Genomic DNA, 17,420 nt, shown 5'->3' with positions numbered 1-17,420 from the left:
GGAGAGTGCACCCGCCGCGTTCGGGCCCCCCGGGCGCAGCACCCGCCCCTAGGTTGCTCGCATGCCTGGAGACGAAGCTTTGGCCCCGGCGGCGGCGAGCGCCACGACCCCGCCGTCCCCGCTGGCCCGTGCCGAGCGGTTCATCTGGCTCACCGCCCGGGTCCTGGAGCAGCGGCGGTACGCGTTCCACTTCCTCGGCGGGGAAGCCGACCCGGTGGACGCCGCCCTCGGCGCGTACCTCGGCGGCGACGGCGGCTACGGCCACGCCCTCGATCCGGATCTGCGCGGCCCGCTCAGCCATCCCCTGCACACCGCCCACGCCCTGCGCGTCCTGGACGGCCTGGGGCGCTGCTCCGGTCAGCGCATCGAGCGGCTCTGCGCCCACCTGACCCGTCTCTCCACCCCGGACGGAGCGCTTCCGGTGACCGCCCCGCAGCCCGGGGGCTACCCGGCGGCCCCGTACCACCCACTGCACGACGATCCGCCGGGCGACCTGCTGACCACCGGCCCCGTGGTCGGGCTGCTGCACCGCAACCGGATCTGGCACGCGTGGCTGTTCCGGGCCACGGACTTCTGCTGGGACCGGGTGGAGCACCTGCGCCGCTCGCACCCGTACGAGATCCAGAGCGCGGTGGCCTTCCTGGACGGAGTCCCCGACCGGGCGCGGGCCGCGGCGGCCGCGGACCGGCTGGGGCGCCTCGTGCGCGAGCAGCGGCTCGTCGTACTGGATCCCGCGGACCGGGACTCGTACCCCCCGGTGCCCGGCTACGCCCCGGGCGAGCACCTCTACCCGTACGACTTCGCCCGCCGCCCCGGCTCGCTGGCCCGCGGCTGGTTCACGGACGCGGAGCTGCGCCGCTCACTGCGCTTCCTGGCCGACTCGCAGCAGCCGGACGGCGGCTGGCCGGTGCACCGCAGGGCCTGGGCGCCGGGCAGCTCGCTGGAGCGGCGGCCGATCGCCACGGTGGAGGCCCTGCTGACGCTGCGCGCCTACGGGGTCCTCCCGCAGGGGATCAGCCTCCCAGGGCCCGCAGACCCGCGGTGACCACCACGGCCGCCGCGACCACGACGAGGAACGGGGCCCGCAGCAGCAGCGCGATCCCGGCGGCCGCGAGACCGGCGGCGCGGGCGTCGAGTACGAGCTCGTGCCCGGTGGCGAAGGTCTGCTGCGCGGTGAGCGCGGCGAGCAGGGCGACCGGGAGCAGCGCGGACAGCTGGCGCACGGCCGGCCGTTCCAGGGCCCCGGCGGGGACGAGCAGTCCGGCGAGCTTGACCGCGTAGCAGCCGAGGACGGTGAGTCCGATGGCGATCCAGACGTTCATGAGCGGCGTCCCTTCAGCCAGAGGATCACGGGGGCGGCCAGCGCGGCGACGAGCACGGGCACCCCGGCGGGCAGGACCGGCAGCAGTCCGAGCCCGAGGACGAGGGCGAGCGCGGCGACGGCCCGCTCGGTGGAGGTCTTCAGCATGGGCGCGAGCAGCGCGAGGAACACGGCGGGTCCGGCCGCGTCCAGCCCCCAGGCCCTGGTGTCCCCGATGGCTTCGGCGCCGAGCGCGCCCAGCAGGGTGGTGAGGTTCCACAGGACGTAGAGGCTGAGTCCGGTGACGGTGAAACCGAGCCGGGCCGTCCTGCGGTCGGGCTGGGCGAGGGCCACCGCGGTGGTCTCGTCGATCACCCAGTGCGCGGCGAAGGGCCGGACCCCCTTGGGGAGCGCGAGCAGCTGGGACAGCCGCAGCCCGTAGAAGGCGTTGCGGGTCCCCAGGAAGAAGGCCCCGGCGGCGGCGGTGAACGGGTTCCCGCCTGCGGCCAGCGCCCCGACCAGCGCGAACTGCGAGGCTCCGGTGAAGACGAGCAGGCTGAGCACGCACGCCTGGAGGGTGCTGATCCCGGACCCGGCGGCCGTCACCCCGAAGGCGAACCCGGACAGCCCGACCGCCACCCCGACGCCGAGCGCGTCGCGGACGACGGCGGCGCGCGGCTTGGCCGCGGCCCCGGCGGGGACTTCTCTTATCACCATCTGATGTTCTCCCACACCCCGAAACTACGGAGTTCGCGGCACCGGAGTCTTGTACGTTCTTGCACCATGTACGAAATGATCAAGGAGATGGCCGGCCGGCTGGCCGCGGTACCCGGTGTCGGCGGAGTCATGCTCGGCGGCAGCCGGGCCCGCGGCGAGCACCGGCCCGAATCGGACTGGGACCTCGGCGTCTACTACCGCGGCGACGCCCTCGATCTCGGCGCGCTGCGCGCACTGGCCGGGCCCGACGTGGAGGTGTCCGGGCCGGGCGGCTGGGGCCCCTGGGTCAACGGCGGCGCCTGGCTGAAGGTCGACGGCGTCGCGGTGGACTGGATCCTGCGGGACCTGGACCGGGTCGAGCGGGTCTGGGAGGACTGCCGCGAGGGCCGCTACGAGGTGGGCGTGCAGCCGGGGCACCCGCTCGGCTTCTGGTCCCCCTGCTACCCCGGCGAGGTGGCCCTCGGCCAGGTCCTGGCCGACCCCTCCGGCGAGCTGACCGCGCTGCGCGCCCGCACTTCGGTGTATCCGGAGCCCCTGCGGGAGGCGCTGATCGCCGGGGCCTGGGAGGCGGAGTTCCTCGTCGCGGGCGCGGCGAAGGGCGCGGCCCGCGCGGACGGGCTCTACGTCTCTCTGTGCCTGTCCCGGGCGTTCGGAATCCTCGCCCAGGCCCTGTTCGCGGCGGACCGCCGCTGGTGCCTCAATGAGAAGGGCGCGCTGGCGTCCGCGGAACTCCTGCCTTCGGCTCCGCCGGGCTTCGGCGACCGCGTCCGCGCCCTGCTGGGCGCGCAGGGCGCCACCGCCGAAGCCCTTTCGGCAACGGTGGAAGGTGCCCGCGCCCTGATCGAGGAGACCCGCGCGGCGCTGACGGCCTAGCGGGTGTTCCCCGGGCCCGGGGCCCGGCCGGCGGCCCGTTCCCGCCGATAGGCGCCCGGCGGGACCCCCACGATCCGGGTGAAGTGCCGGTTCAGGTGCGGCTGGTCGGTGAACCCGACGGTGACGGCCGCCTGTGCCGGCGGGGTTCCGGCGTCCAGGAGGCTGCGCGCCCGCCGGACCCGGGCGTCCGTCAGCCAGGTGTGCGGGGGCATGCCGTACCGGTCCCGGAAGGCCCGCAGCAGGGCGAACGGGCTGGTGCCCAGCTCCGCCGCGAGCTGCTCCAGCGAAGGCGGTTCGCCCATCCGCTCCTCGAGCACGGCCCGGGCCCGCTCCGCGTCGGCCGCGCCCGCGCGGCGTACCGCACGGGCCGGCAGGGGCCCGGCGTGCCGGGTCAGCATCCGGGCCACCGCGCCGCGCAGCAGGGTGTCGGCGGCCAGGGCGTTGCCGGCCTCGGCGGCCCGGTGGACCTCGGTGATGACCCGGGAGGCCTGCGGGTCGGTGACCATGTCGGCGGTGAAACCGGGGGTTCCGCGCAGGGTGCCGATCTCGGCGGCGACCTCGGCGATCAGCGCCCGGGAGGGGTAGAGGGTGGCGTAGGCCCAGCCCTCGGGGACCCCGGCGCGGGCGGTGTGCGCGACCTCGGGGTTGATCAGGACCACGCTGCCGGGGCCGGCACGGACGGTTCCTCCGGGCAGTCCGATCTCCTCGATGCCGCCGGTGACGGCCGCGATGACGTAGCCGTCGTGGGCGTGGCGCGGGAAGGTGTGGCGTACGTAGTGGGCGCGCAGCAGGTCCAGGCCGGGCAACTGCGCGTACTGCCAGTGCCGTGCCCATTCCCGGCCGCCCTCGGCGGCGGCGCCCTCGGCCGCTCCGGTCCCCGTACCCATCTCCCCATTCTGCGCCCCGGCCCGGTCCGATGTTTCCCCAGGTCCGGCCGGTTGTCAGTGGCCGGGTGCACGATGGGGGCATGTCCGGTACCGCGCTCGACTCGTTCTCCCCCGCGACCCGCTCCTGGTTCACGGGGGCCTTCGCCTCGCCCACCTCCGCGCAGGAGGGCGCCTGGCGGGCGATCGCGCAGGGCTCGGACGTACTGGTGGTGGCCCCCACCGGTTCCGGCAAGACCCTGGCCGCCTTCCTCGCCGCCCTGGACCAGCTCGCGTCGACCCCGCCGCCGGCCGAGCCGAAGAAGCGCTGCCGGGTGCTGTACGTATCGCCGCTGAAGGCCCTGGCGGTGGACGTGGAGCGCAATCTGCGCAGCCCGCTCACCGGGATCCGGCAGGAGTCCGCCCGCCTGGGGCTGCCCGAGCCGGAGATCCGGGTCGGGATCCGCTCCGGCGACACCCCGCCCGCCGAGCGCCGGGCCCTGTCCACCCGGCCGCCGGACATCCTGATCACCACGCCCGAATCGCTGTTCCTGATGCTGACCTCGGCGGCCCGCGAGGCCCTGACCGGGATCGAGACGGTGATCCTGGACGAGGTGCATGCCGTCGCCGGGACCAAGCGCGGGGCCCATCTCGCCCTGTCGCTGGAGCGGTTGGACGAGCTGCTGCCGCGCCCGGCCCGCCGGATCGGCCTGTCGGCGACGGTCCGGCCGGTGGACGAGGTGGCCCGCTACCTCGCGCCGCGCGGCAAGGTGGAGATCGTCCAGCCGCCCTCGACCAAGGAGTTCGACCTGTCGGTGGTCGTCCCCGTCGAGGACATGGGCGAGTTGGGCGGCTCCCCCGCCAGCGAGGGCAAGGAGGGCGGCGACAAGCCCTCGATCTGGCCGCATGTGGAGGAGCGGATCGCCGATCTGGTCCAGGCCCACCGCTCCACGATCGTGTTCGCCAACTCCCGCCGCCTCGCCGAGCGCCTGTGCAACCGGCTCAACGAGATCGCGTACGAGCGCGCCACCGGCGGCCCGCTGCCCGAGGGCCCGCCCCCGGCCGAGCTGATGGCCCAGTCGGGCGCCGCCCACGGCGCGCCGCCACTGCTGGCCCGCGCCCACCACGGTTCGGTCTCCAAGGAGCAGCGGGCCCTGGTGGAGGAGGATTTGAAGGCGGGCCGGCTGCCCGCCGTCGTCGCCACCTCCAGCCTGGAGCTCGGCATCGACATGGGCGCGGTGGACCTCGTCATCCAGGTGGAGTCCCCGCCGTCGGTGGCCTCCGGGCTCCAGCGGGTCGGCCGGGCCGGGCACCAGGTGGGCGCGGTCTCCACCGGGGTGGTCTTCCCCAAGTACCGGGGGGACCTGGTCCAGGCCGCCGTGGTCACCGAGCGGATGCGCACCGGCTCGATCGAATCCCTGCGCGTGCCCTCCAATCCGCTGGACGTCCTCGCCCAGCAGCTCGTCGCGATGACCGCGATGGACACCTGGCAGCTGGACGACCTGCTCGCCCTGGTGCGGCGGGCGGCGCCGTTCGCGGCGCTGCCCGATTCGGCGTTCACGGCGGTCCTGGACATGCTGGCCGGCCGCTATCCGTCGGACGCGTTCGCCGAGCTCAGACCCCGGGTGGTGTGGGACCGCGTGGCCGGCACGGTCACCGGCCGGCCCGGTGCCCAGCGGCTCGCGGTCACCTCCGGCGGAACCATCCCGGACCGCGGCCTCTTCGGCGTCTTCCTGGCCGGCAGCGACCCTAAAAAGGGCGGCGGCCGGGTCGGCGAGCTCGATGAGGAGATGGTCTACGAATCCCGCGTCGGCGACGTCTTCACCCTGGGCACCACCTCCTGGCGGATCGTGGACATCACCCGAGACCGCGTCCTGGTCACCCCCGCCCCCGGGGTTCCGGGCCGGCTCCCGTTCTGGAAGGGCGACCAGCTGGGCCGGCCGCTCGAACTGGGCCGCGCGGTCGGCGCGTTCCTGCGCGAGCTCGGCGGGCTCACCACCGAGGACGCGCGCCTGCGCCTGCTGGCGGCGGGCCTGGACGCCTGGGCCGCGCAGAACGTCCTGTCCTACCTCGCCGAACAGCGCGAGGCCTGCGGCCACGTACCGGACGACCGCACCATCGTGGTCGAGCGGTTCCGCGACGAGCTCGGCGACTGGCGGGTCGTCGTCCACTCCCCCTTCGGCGCCCAGGTGCACGCCCCGTGGGCGCTGGCCCTCGGCGCCCGCCTCTCCGAGCGGTACGGGATGGACGCGCAGGTGATGCACGCCGACGACGGCATCGTGCTCCGCCTCCCGGACGCCGACCTGCTCTCCATGGACCTCCTCGACCACGACCCCGCGGGCCTGGGGTCCCCCGGCGGAGCCGGACCGGGCCTCGGATCCTTCGAGTTCGACGACGAGAAGGCCCCGCTGGGCGCGGCGGACGTGACCTTCGACCACGGGGACGTCCAGCAGATCGTCACCGACCAGGTCGGCGGCTCCGCCCTGTTCGCCTCCCGCTTCCGCGAGTGCGCGGCGCGCGCCCTGCTCCTGCCCCGCCGCAACCCCGGCAAGCGCACCCCCCTGTGGCAGCAGCGCCAGCGCGCCTCGCAGCTGCTCCAGGTGGCTTCGGAGTTCGGCTCGTTCCCGATCGTGCTGGAAGCCGTACGGGAATGCCTGCAGGACGTCTTCGACGTGCCGGGCCTGACCGAGCTGATGGGGGACATCGAAGCCCGCCGGATCCGCCTCGTCGAGGTCACCACCGCCGAGCCCTCCCCCTTCGCCCGCTCCCTCCTCTTCGGGTACGTCGCCCAGTTCCTCTACGAGGGCGACTCGCCCCTGGCCGAGCGCAGGGCGGCCGCGCTCTCGCTGGACTCCCGGCTGCTGGCGGAACTGCTCGGCCAGGCCGAGCTCCGCGAGCTGCTGGACGCCGAGGTGCTGGCTGAGCTGGAGCGGGAGCTCCAGTGGCTGACGGAGGACCGGCGGGCCAAGGACGCCGAGTCGGTGGCCGATCTGCTGCGCCTGCTGGGCCCGCTGACCCCCGCGGAGCTGAAGGCGCGCGGCGCGGACCCGGCATGGGCGCGCTCCCTCGGCTCCTCCCGCAGGGCGATCCGGGTCCGGATCGGCGGCGAGGAGCACTGGGCGGCGATCGAGGACGCGGGCCGGCTGCGGGACGCGCTGGGCACGGCGCTCCCGGTGGGCGTCCCGGAGGCGTTCACCGAGCCGGTGAAGGACCCGCTGGGCGATCTCCTCGCCCGCTACGCCCGCACCCACGGCCCCTTCACCACCGCCTCGGCCGCCGCCCGCTTCGGGCTGGGCGCGGCCGTGACGGACGGCGCCCTGCACCGGCTGGCGGCGGCCGGGCGGACGGTCCAGGGCGAGTTCCACCCGGCGGGCATCGGCCAGGAATGGTGCGACGCCGGTGTGCTGCGCAGGCTGCGGCGCCGCTCGCTGGCCGCCCTGCGCCAGGAACTGGAGCCGGTCCCACCGACCGCGCTGGCCACCTTCCTCCCCCAGTGGCAGCACCTGGGCGGAGCCCTGCGCGGCATCGACGGACTGGCCCGCGCGATCGAACAGCTCCAGGGCGCCCCCGTCCCGGCCTCCGCCCTCGAACGCCTGATCCTCCCGTCGCGGGTCTCGGACTACTCCCCGACCCTCCTGGACGAACTGACCACCACCGGCGAAGTGGTCTGGGCGGGCGCGGGCTCCCTCCCCGGCAAGGACGGCTGGATCTCCCTCTACCTCGCCGAGGCCGCCCCGCTCCTGTTGCCCCCGCAGCACCCCCTGGAGCTCACCCCGCTCCACGAAGCGGTCCTGAGCGCCCTCTCCGGCGGCTACGCCCTGTTCTTCCGTCAGCTCGCGGACGCGGTCCGCGCCCACACCCCGGAGGCCTCGGACCTGGACCTCTCCTCGGCGATCTGGGACCTCACCTGGTCGGGCCGCCTCACCAACGACACCCTGGCCCCCCTGCGCTCCCTCCTGGGCTCGGGCCGGACGGCCGGGGCCACGGCCCACCGGGCCCGCCGTACGATCCCCCGCGGCCGCTACGGCACCCTCGCCCCCCAGGCCTCCCGTACGGGCCCCCCGACGGTCTCGGGCCGCTGGTCCCTGCTCCCGGCCCACACCCCGGACCCCACCCACCGGGCACACGCCCTGGCCCGCACCCTGCTGGACCGCCACGGCGTGGTGACCCGGGGCGCGGTGGCCGCCGAAGGGGTGGAGGGCGGCTTCTCGGCCGTCTACCGCATCCTGTCGGCCTTCGAGGACAGCGGCCAGGCCCGCCGGGGTTACGTGGTCGAAGGCCTGGGCGCGGCCCAGTTCGCCATGGACGGAGCGGTCGACCGCCTCCGCGCCGCCGAGCGCACCCCGCCCCCGCTGGCGGCGGTGGTCCTCGCGGCCGCCGACCCGGCGAACGCCTACGGCGCGGCCCTCCCCTGGCCGGAGCCCCCGTCCGGCGCCACCCACAAACCGGGCCGCAAGGCCGGCTCCCTGGTGGTCCTGGTGGACGGCGCCCTAACCCTCTACTTGGAACGCGGCGGCAAAACCCTCCTGGCCTGGCCCGCCCCGGACGCCCCCGACCTCACGGCAGCCCTGCAATCCCTCACCGCCGCCTCCCGAGCAGGCACCCTCCCGGCCCTCACGGTGGAACGCATCAACGCCACCCCCGCCCTCACCTCCCCCTACTCCCCACCCCTGGAATCCGCCGGCTTCCACGCCACCCCCCGAGGCCTCCGCCTGCGCTGACGGACGGGCGGGGCGAAGCGCGGGCGGGCGGGGGGCCGGCTTGGCGAAGCCCTGGCCGGCCGGAGGGGCCCCGGCAAAGCTGGGGCGCGGCGCTGGCGAGGCCCTGGTCGGCTGGGGCGCGGCTCTGGCGAAGCCCTGGTCGGCCCAACGGGCACGGCGAAGCCCCGGACGACGGGAGCGAGGCCCCGGCGACGCCCTGGGCCGGCCGGAGGGGCCCGGCAAAGCTGGGGCGTGGCTCTGGCGAAGCCCCGGACAGCTGCGGCGCGGCACTGGCGAAGCCCCGGCCCGCCCCCAGTTGCCAGGGGCGAAGCCCTGGCCGGAGGAGCCCGGCAAAGCTGGGGCGCGGCGCTGGCGAAGCCCCGGCCAGCTGCGGCGCGGCACTGGCGAAGCCCTGGTCGGCCCAACGGGCACGGCGAAGCACCGGACGACTGGGGCGCGGCCCCGGCGAAGCCGTCGTCGACCGGAGGAGCCCGGCGCCGCTGGGGCGCAGCCCCGGCGAAGCCCCGGGCCGGTCGGAGGGGCCCGGCAAAGCTGGGCGCGGCGCTGGCGAAGCCCCGGCCAGCGGCGGCGCGGCACTGGCGAAGCCCCGGCCCGCCCCCAGTTGCCAGGGGCGAAGCCCTGGCCGGAGGAGCCCGGCAAAGCTGGGGCGTGGCTCTGGCGAAGCCCCGCACAGCTGCGGCGCGGCACTGGCGAAGCCCCGGACAGCTGGGAGCGAGGCCGGGCGAAGCCCTGGTCGGCCGGGGCGCGGCGAAGCACCGGTCGACTGCGGCGCAGCCCCGGCGAAGCCCGTTCGGTTGGGGACAGCCCCGGCAGAGCCCCCAGCAGCGGGGCAAAGCCCTGGCCAGCCGGAGGGGCACAGCAAAGTCCCGGTCGACTGGAGCGCGGCCCGGCGAAGCCGTCGTCGACCGGAGAGGCCCGGCGCCGCTGGGGACGCAGCCCCGGCCCGCCCCCAGTTGCCGGGGGCGAAGCCCTGGCGGAGCCCCCAACGGCCAGGGGCGGGGCCGGGCAAGGCCTTGGCCAGCCCGACGGGCACGGCGAAGCCCAGGGCCGACTGAGGCATGGCCCCGGCGAAGCCCCGGCCTCCTGGGGGCTGCGCCAGCGAAGCCCTGGCCGGCCGGAGCGGGCCCGGCGAAGCTGAGGCACAGCCCCGGTGAAGCCCCCAGCGGCCGTGGGCGGGGCCCTGGCGAAGCTGGAGCACGGCGCCGGCGAGCCCCGGTCGGCTGCGGCGCGGCACTGGCGAAGCCCCGGCCAGCCGGAGGAGCACAGCGAAGCACCGGACGACTGGGGCGCGGCCCCGGCGAAGCCGTCGTCGACCGGAGAGGCCCGGCGCCGCTGAGGCGCGGCCCCGGCGAAGCCCTGGCCGGCCGGAAGGGCCCAGCGGAGCCCGGTCGGCCGCGCCTGGTGAAGCCCTGGCTTGCTGAGCGGCCCCGCAAAGCCCCGACGTCCAGTACCCGTGAGACGGGCACGGCCCGCCCACCGGGTCCGGGGCGGAGCTCCGGGGAACGGAGGAAGGGCGGGTTGGGGAACAGCCCTGCTCGGCGAGCGCCACCTCTGGGCCACGACTCCGCCCCAGCGCTACGCCATGCCTGCCAGCGGCGGCCAGGCCGTCTTTCGGATCTTGTCGGTCAGGTCCGCGTCGTCGGGTACGGTGCCGGGCGGCGTCGCGGGCCCGGCAAGATCCGACAGAGACGACCTAGGCTCCCGGAGCCCGGCTTCGGCCCCGCCCGCCGGCGAGGCTCGGCCCGGCCCGACGCGGCTGCCCAGGGTTGCCCGCCCCTGCACGACGCTGCACGCCAAGCCCCGCCCAGCCCGACCGGACCCGGCCTGAGCCGCCCGACCCGTCGGCCTGACCGCCCCGGCTCCGCAGCGAGGCCCGAGCCACCCCGCTTCGAGCCACCGCGCTCCGAACGGCCCGGCCCGGGCCCAGAATGGGGGCATGCCCGAAGGCGACAGCGTCTACCGCACCGCGGCCCTGCTCCGCGAAGCCCTGGCGGGGAAGGTGCTCATCCACTCAGACTTCCGCGTCCCCCGCTTCGCCACGGCCGATCTCACCGGCCGCACCACCCTCGAGGTGGCCTCCCGCGGCAAACACCTCCTCATCCGCCTCAGCGGCCCCGGCGAACCCAGCGGCGTCGACGCCCCCGACACCCCCGGCGGCCCCAACCAACCCCACGGCCCCCACGGCCCCGGTGGCCCGGGCAGTCCCAGCGATCCCGGCGGCTCCGACAGTCCTGGCGGCCCCAACCAAACGGACGGTCCGGGCGGCCCTGGCAGCCCTGGCGAACCCGACGGCCCCAACAGCCTTGGCAGCCCCCACGGCCCTGGCGGGCCCGCCGGCTCTGGCGGGCCCGACGGCTGTGGCGAACCCGGCAGCCCCAACCAAACCGACGGCCCCGGCAGCCCTGACGCCCTCAGCCGCCCCGCCCCCGCCGGTAACCCGCCCCGCACCCCCCGCCGGCCCCCCGACCGCCTCACCCTCCACACCCACCTCCGCATGGACGGCGCCTGGCGCATCTTCGCCAACGCTGCCAACGCCACCCACTCCACAGGCACAGGCACCGGCACAGGCGCCGGCCCCGCCATCCCCGGAGGCCACCGATATCCCGCCCACGAGATCCGCGTGGTCCTCGCCACCGCCACCCACATCGCCGTCGGCTACCGCCTCCCCGTCGTGGAGCTGCTCCGCACCGTCGACGAGCACCGCGTCGTCGGTCACCTCGGCCCCGATCTACTCGGCCCCGACTGGGACGCGGAGGTCGCCGCGGCCAATCTCCTCGCCGATCCCGGCCGTCCCCTCGGCGAGGCCCTGCTCGATCAGCGCAACCTGGCCGGCATCGGCAACATCTACAAGGCCGAGCTCTGCTTCCTCGCCGGGCTCACCCCCTGGACCCCCGTCGGTGACGTCCCGCGGGCCACGCTCCCCCGTCTCACCGCCGCCGCGCACCGGCTCCTCGACGCGAACAAGGGCACGAACAAAGGCACGAACAAGGACGCGGACAACCACGCGGACAAGACCCCCCGCCGCAACACCACCGGCAGCCGCCGCCCCGGCCAGGACCTCTTCGTCTACGGCCGCGCCCACCGGCCCTGCCTGCGCTGCGGCACCCCGGTGCGCGAGGCTCCGCAGGACGGCCGCCCCACCTACTGGTGCCCCCGTTGCCAATCCGGCCCGACACCATAGTTGACGCTCCGTCAGATCCGGTCGTACCGTCCCCGCATGCCCACACCCACTGCGTACGACCTCACCGGCCGCACCGCCCTGATCACCGGCGCCGCCAGCGGCATCGGCCGCGCCACCGCCGTGCTCCTCGCCGAGGCGGGAGCGGCCGTGCACTGCGCGGACCGTGACGCGCAAGGCCTCCAGGAGACCGCCGAGCTGATCACCAAGGCGGGCGGCCGGGCCACCGTCCACCCTCTCGACGTCACCGACCGCGCCGCGATAAAGGCCGCCATCGCCCAGGCCGGCCCGCTCGACATCACCGCCGCGATCGCCGGGATCATGCACAGCAGCAGCGTCCTGGACACGGCCGACGAGGACCTCGACCGGGTCCTGGACATCAACTTCAAGGGCGTCCTGCGCACCTGCCAGGAAGCCGCCCGCTCCATGATCGCGGCGGGCCGTCCCGGGTCGATCGTCACGATGGCCTCCGGCGCCGTGGACGCCGCCCAGCCCGGCCTGCTCTGCTACAGCGCCGCCAAGGCCGCCGTCGTCCAGCTGACCAAGACCCTGGCCACCGAGGCCGGCCCGCACGGCATCCGGGTCAACGCGGTGGCTCCGGGCTGGATCCGTACCCCGATGACCGGCCGGCACAGCCCCGAGGTCCAGGAGCAGACCGAGGCGATGATGACGCGGATGTCCCCGCTGCGCCGGGTCGGCGAGCCCGAGGACATCGCCCAGGCCGTGCTCTACCTCGCCTCGGACGCCTCGTCCTTCATGACGGGCCAGATACTTCGTCCGAACGGTGGGGTGTCGATGCCCTGGTAGCGGCCCCGTCCCGCCCACCAGCCCCGTCCCGCCCACCAGCCGCGTCCCGCCCACCGGACCCGCGACGCCCCCGCCCCCGCCCAAGCCCGGGCGCGGGCCCCGGCACGCAGTGCACCGGCAGCAGCCCCAGTCCCCACCCCCCGACGGCGACCGCGCCCTCCAGGGGCCCTGCCTCGTCCGGCGCCAGCGCCAGTCGCAGCACGGCCCACCACCACAGGACGCCCACCACCAGCGCAAGGGCCAAGCCCGCGGGTATCCGCGTCCGCAGCAACCTCCGCACGGTCATCTCCCAGGGGCCGGGGTCCCGGACAGGCCCAATCCTCCCGCACCCCCTGCGACCCCGCACCCAGAACGGCCGGGAGCCCCGGCCGGTGCATCAGCACCGGCCGGGGCTCCGACCACACTCACACGCGCGCCGCGAACGGCTCGCACATCACGCGGCTACGACATTCACCGCTTCCACGGGCGCCTTGATGGTCACCCGCTCCGGGCCACCCGTGACCGAGGCCACGGATACCGAATTGAGCATCGGGCGAACCGGTGCGGACACCGGCCCGCTTGCCGCGGCCGACTGTGCCAGCTCGGCGAGCGACAGCTCGTCGCTGACTTCCCGCATCAGCTCTGACATCCGTACGTCAAGCGCGTCGCAGATCGCGGAGAGCAGCTCGGAAGATGCCTCCTTCTGCCCCCGCTCCACCTCGGAGAGATAGCCGAGCGAAACTCGGGCGGACGAGGAGACTTCGCGCAGAGTACGGCCCTGGCGCTGGCGCTGCCGACGCAGCACGTCACCCAGCAGGCGACGGAGCAGAATCATCGGTGGCTCCCTCCTCTGACCGTGTAGCCGTAACCTTCACGCCCCACCGTACCGCCTCGCGCCGCGGCCGTGCGGGGAGCGATGTCGTGTTCACTCAGGGCTGCAAACATCAAATCCCCCCGTCCTGTTCCGTATCCTGCCCCCGCAGATTCTCGCGGAGTTCGCTCGCGAGAAGCTTGAGCACTGTGCGTGCACTCTCCCTACGGATTTCCTCCCGGGAGCCTTTCAACCGCAGCCGGGCCGTTTTCCTGCCCCGGGGACCCGACACGGCCACGAAAACGGTGCCAACCGGCTGTCCGTCCTGTGGCTCCGGACCGGCCACTCCGGTGGTCGCGATGCCCCACGAGGCGCCCAGGACACGTCGCACTCCGGCCGCCATCTCCTCTGCGACCTGCGCGTTTACCGCGCCTTCGGCCGCCAGCAGCTCCGCGTCCACGCCCAGCACCTGATGCTTCAGTTCGGTCGCGTACGCCGTGACCGAGCCTCGGAATGACCGAGAAGCGCCGGGGACCGCCGTGAGCTCGGCGGCCACCATGCCGCCGGTCAGGGACTCCGCCACCGCGACCGTTCCGTTACTCTCCGCGAGCAGATTCAGCACATCGGCCGCAACCGCCCCGGTGTCCCCGGCAGCCTCAGCGGCCCTCCGGATCGCATCACCCGTCACTGAGGCCACTGAAGATTCCCTCGTCCCGATTACCGCAGGGTTCCCGGTGTCACCCGCAAGGACGCCCGCGGGGCCGCTCCCGGCGTCCGCCGCAAGCCCGATCCCCGCACCGATCCCCGCACCGGTCCCCGCGTCGCTCACCGCGCGGCCCGCTCCTCGGCCAGTCCCTGCCTCCGCAGCACGATCGCCTGGCGGATGTAATCCAAACCGGTGACGACGGTCAGGACGACGGCGACCGCCATCACCCAGAACCGCAGGGTGGCCAGCGGCCCCGTCAGCGCGAGCACGTACATGCCCACGGCCGTGCCCTGGGCCAGGGTCTTGAGCTTGCCGCCCCGGCTCGCGGGAATCACCCCGTACCTGATGACCCAGAAACGCAGGAGCGTGATCCCGAGTTCCCGGCCGAGGATCACCCCGGTCACCCACCAGGGCAGATCACCGAGCCACGACAGACACACCAAAGCCGACCCCATGATCGCCTTGTCGGCGATGGGGTCGGCGATCTTCCCGAAGTCGGTGACCAGGTTGTACGTGCGGGCCAGATGCCCGTCGAAGATGTCGGTGATCATGGCGACGGCGAACGCCGCCCAGGCCAGCGCCCGCCAGACGGGGTCGTATCCCCCGTCGGCGAGCAGCAGCATCACGAATCCCGGCACCAGGACCAGCCGGATCATCGTCAGGATGTTGGCGATGTTCCACAGGCTGGCCTGATTGACCGCCGCGGCGCCCAGCTTCGCGCCGGGCGCGGGCCGGCGGCCGGTCCCGCCCGCCGCAGATGCCGGGGCTCCGCTCATCCGGCCGCCTCCTCGAGGTCCACGCCCAGGGGCTCGGCCACCAGGTCCACGCCCAGGGTGCCGACCACCTTCGCCGTGACGATACGCCCGGGGACCAGGCCCGCGCCGTCCGTGAAGACGACCTGGCCGTCGGTCTCGGGGGCCTGGTGGGCGGCGCGCCCGTAGGCTCCCTCACCGTCCTCGGCCTCGTCGATCGGGACGACCGTCTCGACGAGCACCTCCAGGGTCTCTCCGATCCGCTCCTCCGCGCGCTGCGAGGTGAGCTCCTCGGCGAGGCGCTGCATGTGGGCGAGGCGCTCGGCGATCGTGTCGGCGTCCAGCTTGTTGTCGTAGGTGACGGCCTCGGTGCCGTCCTCGTCGGAGTAGCCGAAGACGCCGATGGCGTCGAGCCGCGCGTTGGTGAGGAAACGCTCCAGCTCGGCGAAGTCCGATTCCTTCTCGCCGGGGAAGCCGACGATGAAGTTGGACCGGACGCCGGCCTGCGGGGCCTTGCTGCGGATGGTGTCCAGCAGCTCCAGGAAGCGGTCGGTGTCACCGAAGCGGCGCATGGCGCGCAGCACGTCGGGGGCCGAGTGCTGGAAGGAGAGGTCGAAGTACGGGACGACCTTGGGGGTCGAGGTGAGTACGTCGATCAGGCCGGGCCGCATCTCGGCGGGCTGGAGGTAGCTGACGCGGACGCGCTCGATGCCGTCCACCTCGGCCAGCTCGGGCAGCAGGGTCTCCAGCAGGCGGATGTCGCCGAGGTCCTTGCCGTACGAGGTGTTGTTCTCGGAGACCAGCATGATCTCCTTGACGCCCTGCTCGGCGAGCCAGCGCGTCTCGCCCAGCACGTCGCTGGGGCGGCGGGAGATGAAGGAGCCGCGGAAGGACGGGATGGCGCAGAAGGAGCAGCGGCGGTCGCAGCCGGAGGCCAGCTTGACCGAGGCCACCGGGCTCTTGTCCAGGCGGCGGCGCAGCGGCGCACGCGGCCCGGAGGCGGGTGCGAGCCCGTCCGGGAGGTCGGCGGGTGCTTCGGCCACCGGCTCCTGGGCGTGGCCGGGCAGGGCCACCTCGGCGTCCTGGCGGGCCGCCGGGCTGATCGGCAGCAGCTTGCGCCGGTCGCGCGGGGTGTGGGAGGCGTGGATGCCGCCGTTGAGGATGGTCTGGAGGCGGTCGGAGATATCGGCGTAGTCGTCGAAACCAAGGACGCCATCGGCTTCGGGAAGCGCTTCGGCGAGTTCCTTGCCGTAGCGCTCCGCCATGCAGCCGACGGCTACGACGGCCTGCGTCCTGCCGTGATCCTTGAGATCATTGGCTTCGAGCAGGGCGTCTACGGAGTCCTTTTTGGCGGCTTCGACGAAGCCGCAGGTGTTGACGACGGCTACGTCCGCATCGGCGGCGTCCTCGACGAGCTCCCAGCCATCCGCCGCCAAGCGGCCTGCGAGCTCCTCCGAGTCCACCTCGTTACGGGCGCAGCCAAGAGTGACAAGGGCGACGGTACGGCGTTCGGGCATGGACTCAAGACTACTTCGTCCCGGCGGCGGCCCCCGCCTCCCATCCCGGTACGACAAGATCCCCGGAGTGCGGCGCAGCACCCCGGGGATCCGGAAGGTTTTATTCCTCGCTGGTCAGCCTGCCTGGGCCTGGCCCTGACTGGGGTCGTCCTTGGTGTATGTGAGACGTTCCACCTGGCCCGGCTGGAACTTGTCCTTGATCTCCTTGCCGTTCACGAACAGCTTCACGACCCCGGCGTCGCCGAGCACCAGGTCGATGGAGTCCTTGTCGGTGAAGGTCTTCGATTCGCCCTGCGCGAGGGTGCCGTCGAAGAGGAGCCGGCCACTGTGGTCCTTGGCCGAGATCCAGCTTTCCCCGTCGTTGGCCGTCAGGACGACCGTGACGAGGTCCTTGGGCGCGGCGGCGATGGCGCTTTCCGAGGGCTCGGGCTTGGGGGCCTGAGGTGCCTGCGGGGTCGGGGGCGACGGCTTGGCGCCGGCCTGCGTGGGTGCGGCCTTGGGGGCGGCGGAACCTTCCGCCACCGGCTGCTTGGACTTCTCGTCGCCGCCGCCGAAGGCCGTGAAGCCTACGAAGCCGATCACGGCGACGATGGCGGCGACCATGGCGGCGGTCCAGTTGGGCCGCTGCCGTTCGGGGCGGATCCGCTCGGCTTCGAACATCGGCGCGGCAGGGGTGGGTGCCGGCCGGCCGCCATGGGCCGCGTCGTAGCTGTCGATCAGGGGTGCCGGATCGAGGCGCACGGCGCGAGCGAGCGTACGGATGTGGCCGCGGGCGTAGACGTCTCCGCCGCAGCGGGAGAAGTCATCGGATTCGATCGCGTGCACGATCGGAATGCGCACGCGGGTGGTGGAACTGACCTCGTCGACAGTCAGCCCGGCGGCGATCCGGGCCTTCTTGAGGGCCGTCCCGATGGACGGCTCTTCGACGGAACGCTCGACGATGCGGTCCTCGGACCGGTCGTCGGTCGAAGGCCGCTCTTCTTCGGGGGAGTTGGAGTTGCCGATGGACACGAGGGCGCCTTTCGAGCGTGTAGCCACCTGCTGGATGTCCAGTCTAGGGGGGTGACGAAAGGGTGGGGCAACCGGAGGGGTGACTCCGTACGCCATACGTATGGCTACGGGGCTCCCGCCCGGTGTGGCGGCCCGGAAAGCGCCGCCACCTCCCTCAACTGGACGCGGCTCCGGAGGAAACGGCC

Annotated in this window: 14 protein-coding genes and 1 pseudogene; 6 read left to right on the top strand and 9 right to left on the bottom strand. The window is 74.2% G+C overall.

Going from position 1 to position 17,420, the window contains the following annotated elements; genetic code table 11:
- The first annotated feature begins 61 nt into the window (after positions 1-61).
- Positions 62-1,045 carry a hypothetical protein gene (locus OHU74_RS26735; RefSeq protein WP_371618202.1) on the top strand — a complete coding sequence of 328 codons (984 nt, stop codon included), beginning with the start codon at positions 62-64 and terminating at the stop codon, positions 1,043-1,045.
- On the opposite strand, the gene OHU74_RS26730 is transcribed toward OHU74_RS26735, so the two are convergent.
- Together OHU74_RS26730 and OHU74_RS26725 are read right to left on the bottom strand one after the other, a co-directional pair.
- Positions 1,014-1,322: an AzlD domain-containing protein gene (locus OHU74_RS26730; protein WP_371618201.1), complete on the bottom strand. Its 309-nt coding sequence runs from the start codon at positions 1,320-1,322 to the stop codon at positions 1,014-1,016. The two genes, OHU74_RS26735 and OHU74_RS26730, sit on opposite strands and share 32 nt — an antisense overlap.
- Positions 1,319-2,017 (bottom strand): AzlC family ABC transporter permease, encoded by a 699-nt coding sequence (locus OHU74_RS26725; RefSeq protein WP_371618200.1) that lies wholly within the window; start codon positions 2,015-2,017, stop codon positions 1,319-1,321. The genes OHU74_RS26730 and OHU74_RS26725 overlap by 4 nt, the downstream gene beginning before the upstream one ends.
- A 66-nt stretch (positions 2,018-2,083) precedes the next feature.
- On the opposite strand from OHU74_RS26725, the gene OHU74_RS26720 reads away from it, so the two are divergent.
- The gene (locus OHU74_RS26720) at positions 2,084-2,890 is read left to right on the top strand and encodes a DUF4037 domain-containing protein (RefSeq protein WP_371618199.1); all 807 of its coding nucleotides are present in this window, start codon (positions 2,084-2,086) and stop codon (positions 2,888-2,890) included.
- Here the strand turns inward: OHU74_RS26720 and OHU74_RS26715 are convergent.
- A complete protein-coding gene (locus OHU74_RS26715) occupies positions 2,887-3,777 on the bottom strand; it encodes an AraC family transcriptional regulator (RefSeq protein WP_371618198.1) in 891 nt (296 codons plus the stop codon). The genes OHU74_RS26720 and OHU74_RS26715 overlap by 4 nt on opposite strands.
- Before the next feature lie 80 nt (positions 3,778-3,857).
- Between OHU74_RS26715 and OHU74_RS26710 the strand changes: the two genes are divergently transcribed.
- The 4 genes and pseudogenes from OHU74_RS26710 (at position 3,858) to OHU74_RS26695 (ending at position 12,459) form a co-directional block, all read left to right on the top strand.
- On the top strand, positions 3,858-8,474 hold the full coding sequence (locus tag OHU74_RS26710) for a DEAD/DEAH box helicase (protein ID WP_371618197.1): 4,617 nt from the start codon (positions 3,858-3,860) through the stop codon (positions 8,472-8,474).
- 1,150 nt (positions 8,475-9,624) lie between these two features.
- Complete coding sequence (locus OHU74_RS26705) at positions 9,625-9,810, top strand: hypothetical protein (RefSeq protein ID WP_371618196.1); 186 nt, start codon at positions 9,625-9,627, stop codon at positions 9,808-9,810.
- A gap of 1,134 nt (positions 9,811-10,944) precedes the next feature.
- Positions 10,945-11,655: pseudogene (locus tag OHU74_RS26700) on the top strand (zinc finger domain-containing protein); the annotation flags it as partial.
- 36 nt (positions 11,656-11,691) lie between these two features.
- Positions 11,692-12,459 (top strand): SDR family NAD(P)-dependent oxidoreductase, encoded by a 768-nt coding sequence (locus OHU74_RS26695; RefSeq protein WP_371618195.1) that lies wholly within the window; start codon positions 11,692-11,694, stop codon positions 12,457-12,459.
- Here OHU74_RS26695 and OHU74_RS26690 read toward each other — a convergent pair.
- From OHU74_RS26690 to OHU74_RS26665, 6 genes are all read right to left on the bottom strand, one after another.
- A complete protein-coding gene (locus OHU74_RS26690) occupies positions 12,407-12,745 on the bottom strand; it encodes a hypothetical protein (RefSeq protein ID WP_371618194.1) in 339 nt (112 codons plus the stop codon). The genes OHU74_RS26695 and OHU74_RS26690 overlap by 53 nt on opposite strands.
- Before the next feature lie 147 nt (positions 12,746-12,892).
- Positions 12,893-13,273, bottom strand: a complete 381-nt coding sequence (locus OHU74_RS26685) for a helix-turn-helix domain-containing protein (RefSeq protein ID WP_371618193.1) — start codon at positions 13,271-13,273, stop codon at positions 12,893-12,895.
- 109 nt (positions 13,274-13,382) lie between these two features.
- On the bottom strand, positions 13,383-13,922 hold the full coding sequence (locus tag OHU74_RS26680; RefSeq protein ID WP_371619821.1) for a CinA family protein: 540 nt from the start codon (positions 13,920-13,922) through the stop codon (positions 13,383-13,385).
- A 152-nt stretch (positions 13,923-14,074) separates the two neighbouring features.
- Positions 14,075-14,731: a CDP-diacylglycerol--glycerol-3-phosphate 3-phosphatidyltransferase gene (pgsA, locus tag OHU74_RS26675; RefSeq protein ID WP_330298899.1), complete on the bottom strand. Its 657-nt coding sequence runs from the start codon at positions 14,729-14,731 to the stop codon at positions 14,075-14,077.
- Entirely contained in the window at positions 14,728-16,224 is a 1,497-nt protein-coding gene (rimO, locus tag OHU74_RS26670; protein ID WP_371618192.1) for a 30S ribosomal protein S12 methylthiotransferase RimO, read from the bottom strand. The genes pgsA and rimO overlap by 4 nt, the downstream gene beginning before the upstream one ends.
- 114 nt (positions 16,225-16,338) lie before the next feature.
- Entirely contained in the window at positions 16,339-17,235 is an 897-nt protein-coding gene (locus tag OHU74_RS26665; protein WP_371618191.1) for a helix-turn-helix domain-containing protein, read from the bottom strand.
- Positions 17,236-17,420: the final 185 nt, after the last annotated feature.

The organism is Streptomyces sp. NBC_00454, from assembly GCF_041434015.1.
Classification (GTDB): Bacteria; Actinomycetota; Actinomycetes; order Streptomycetales; family Streptomycetaceae; genus Streptomyces.
This window is presented reverse-complemented; position numbering and strand designations above follow the sequence as displayed.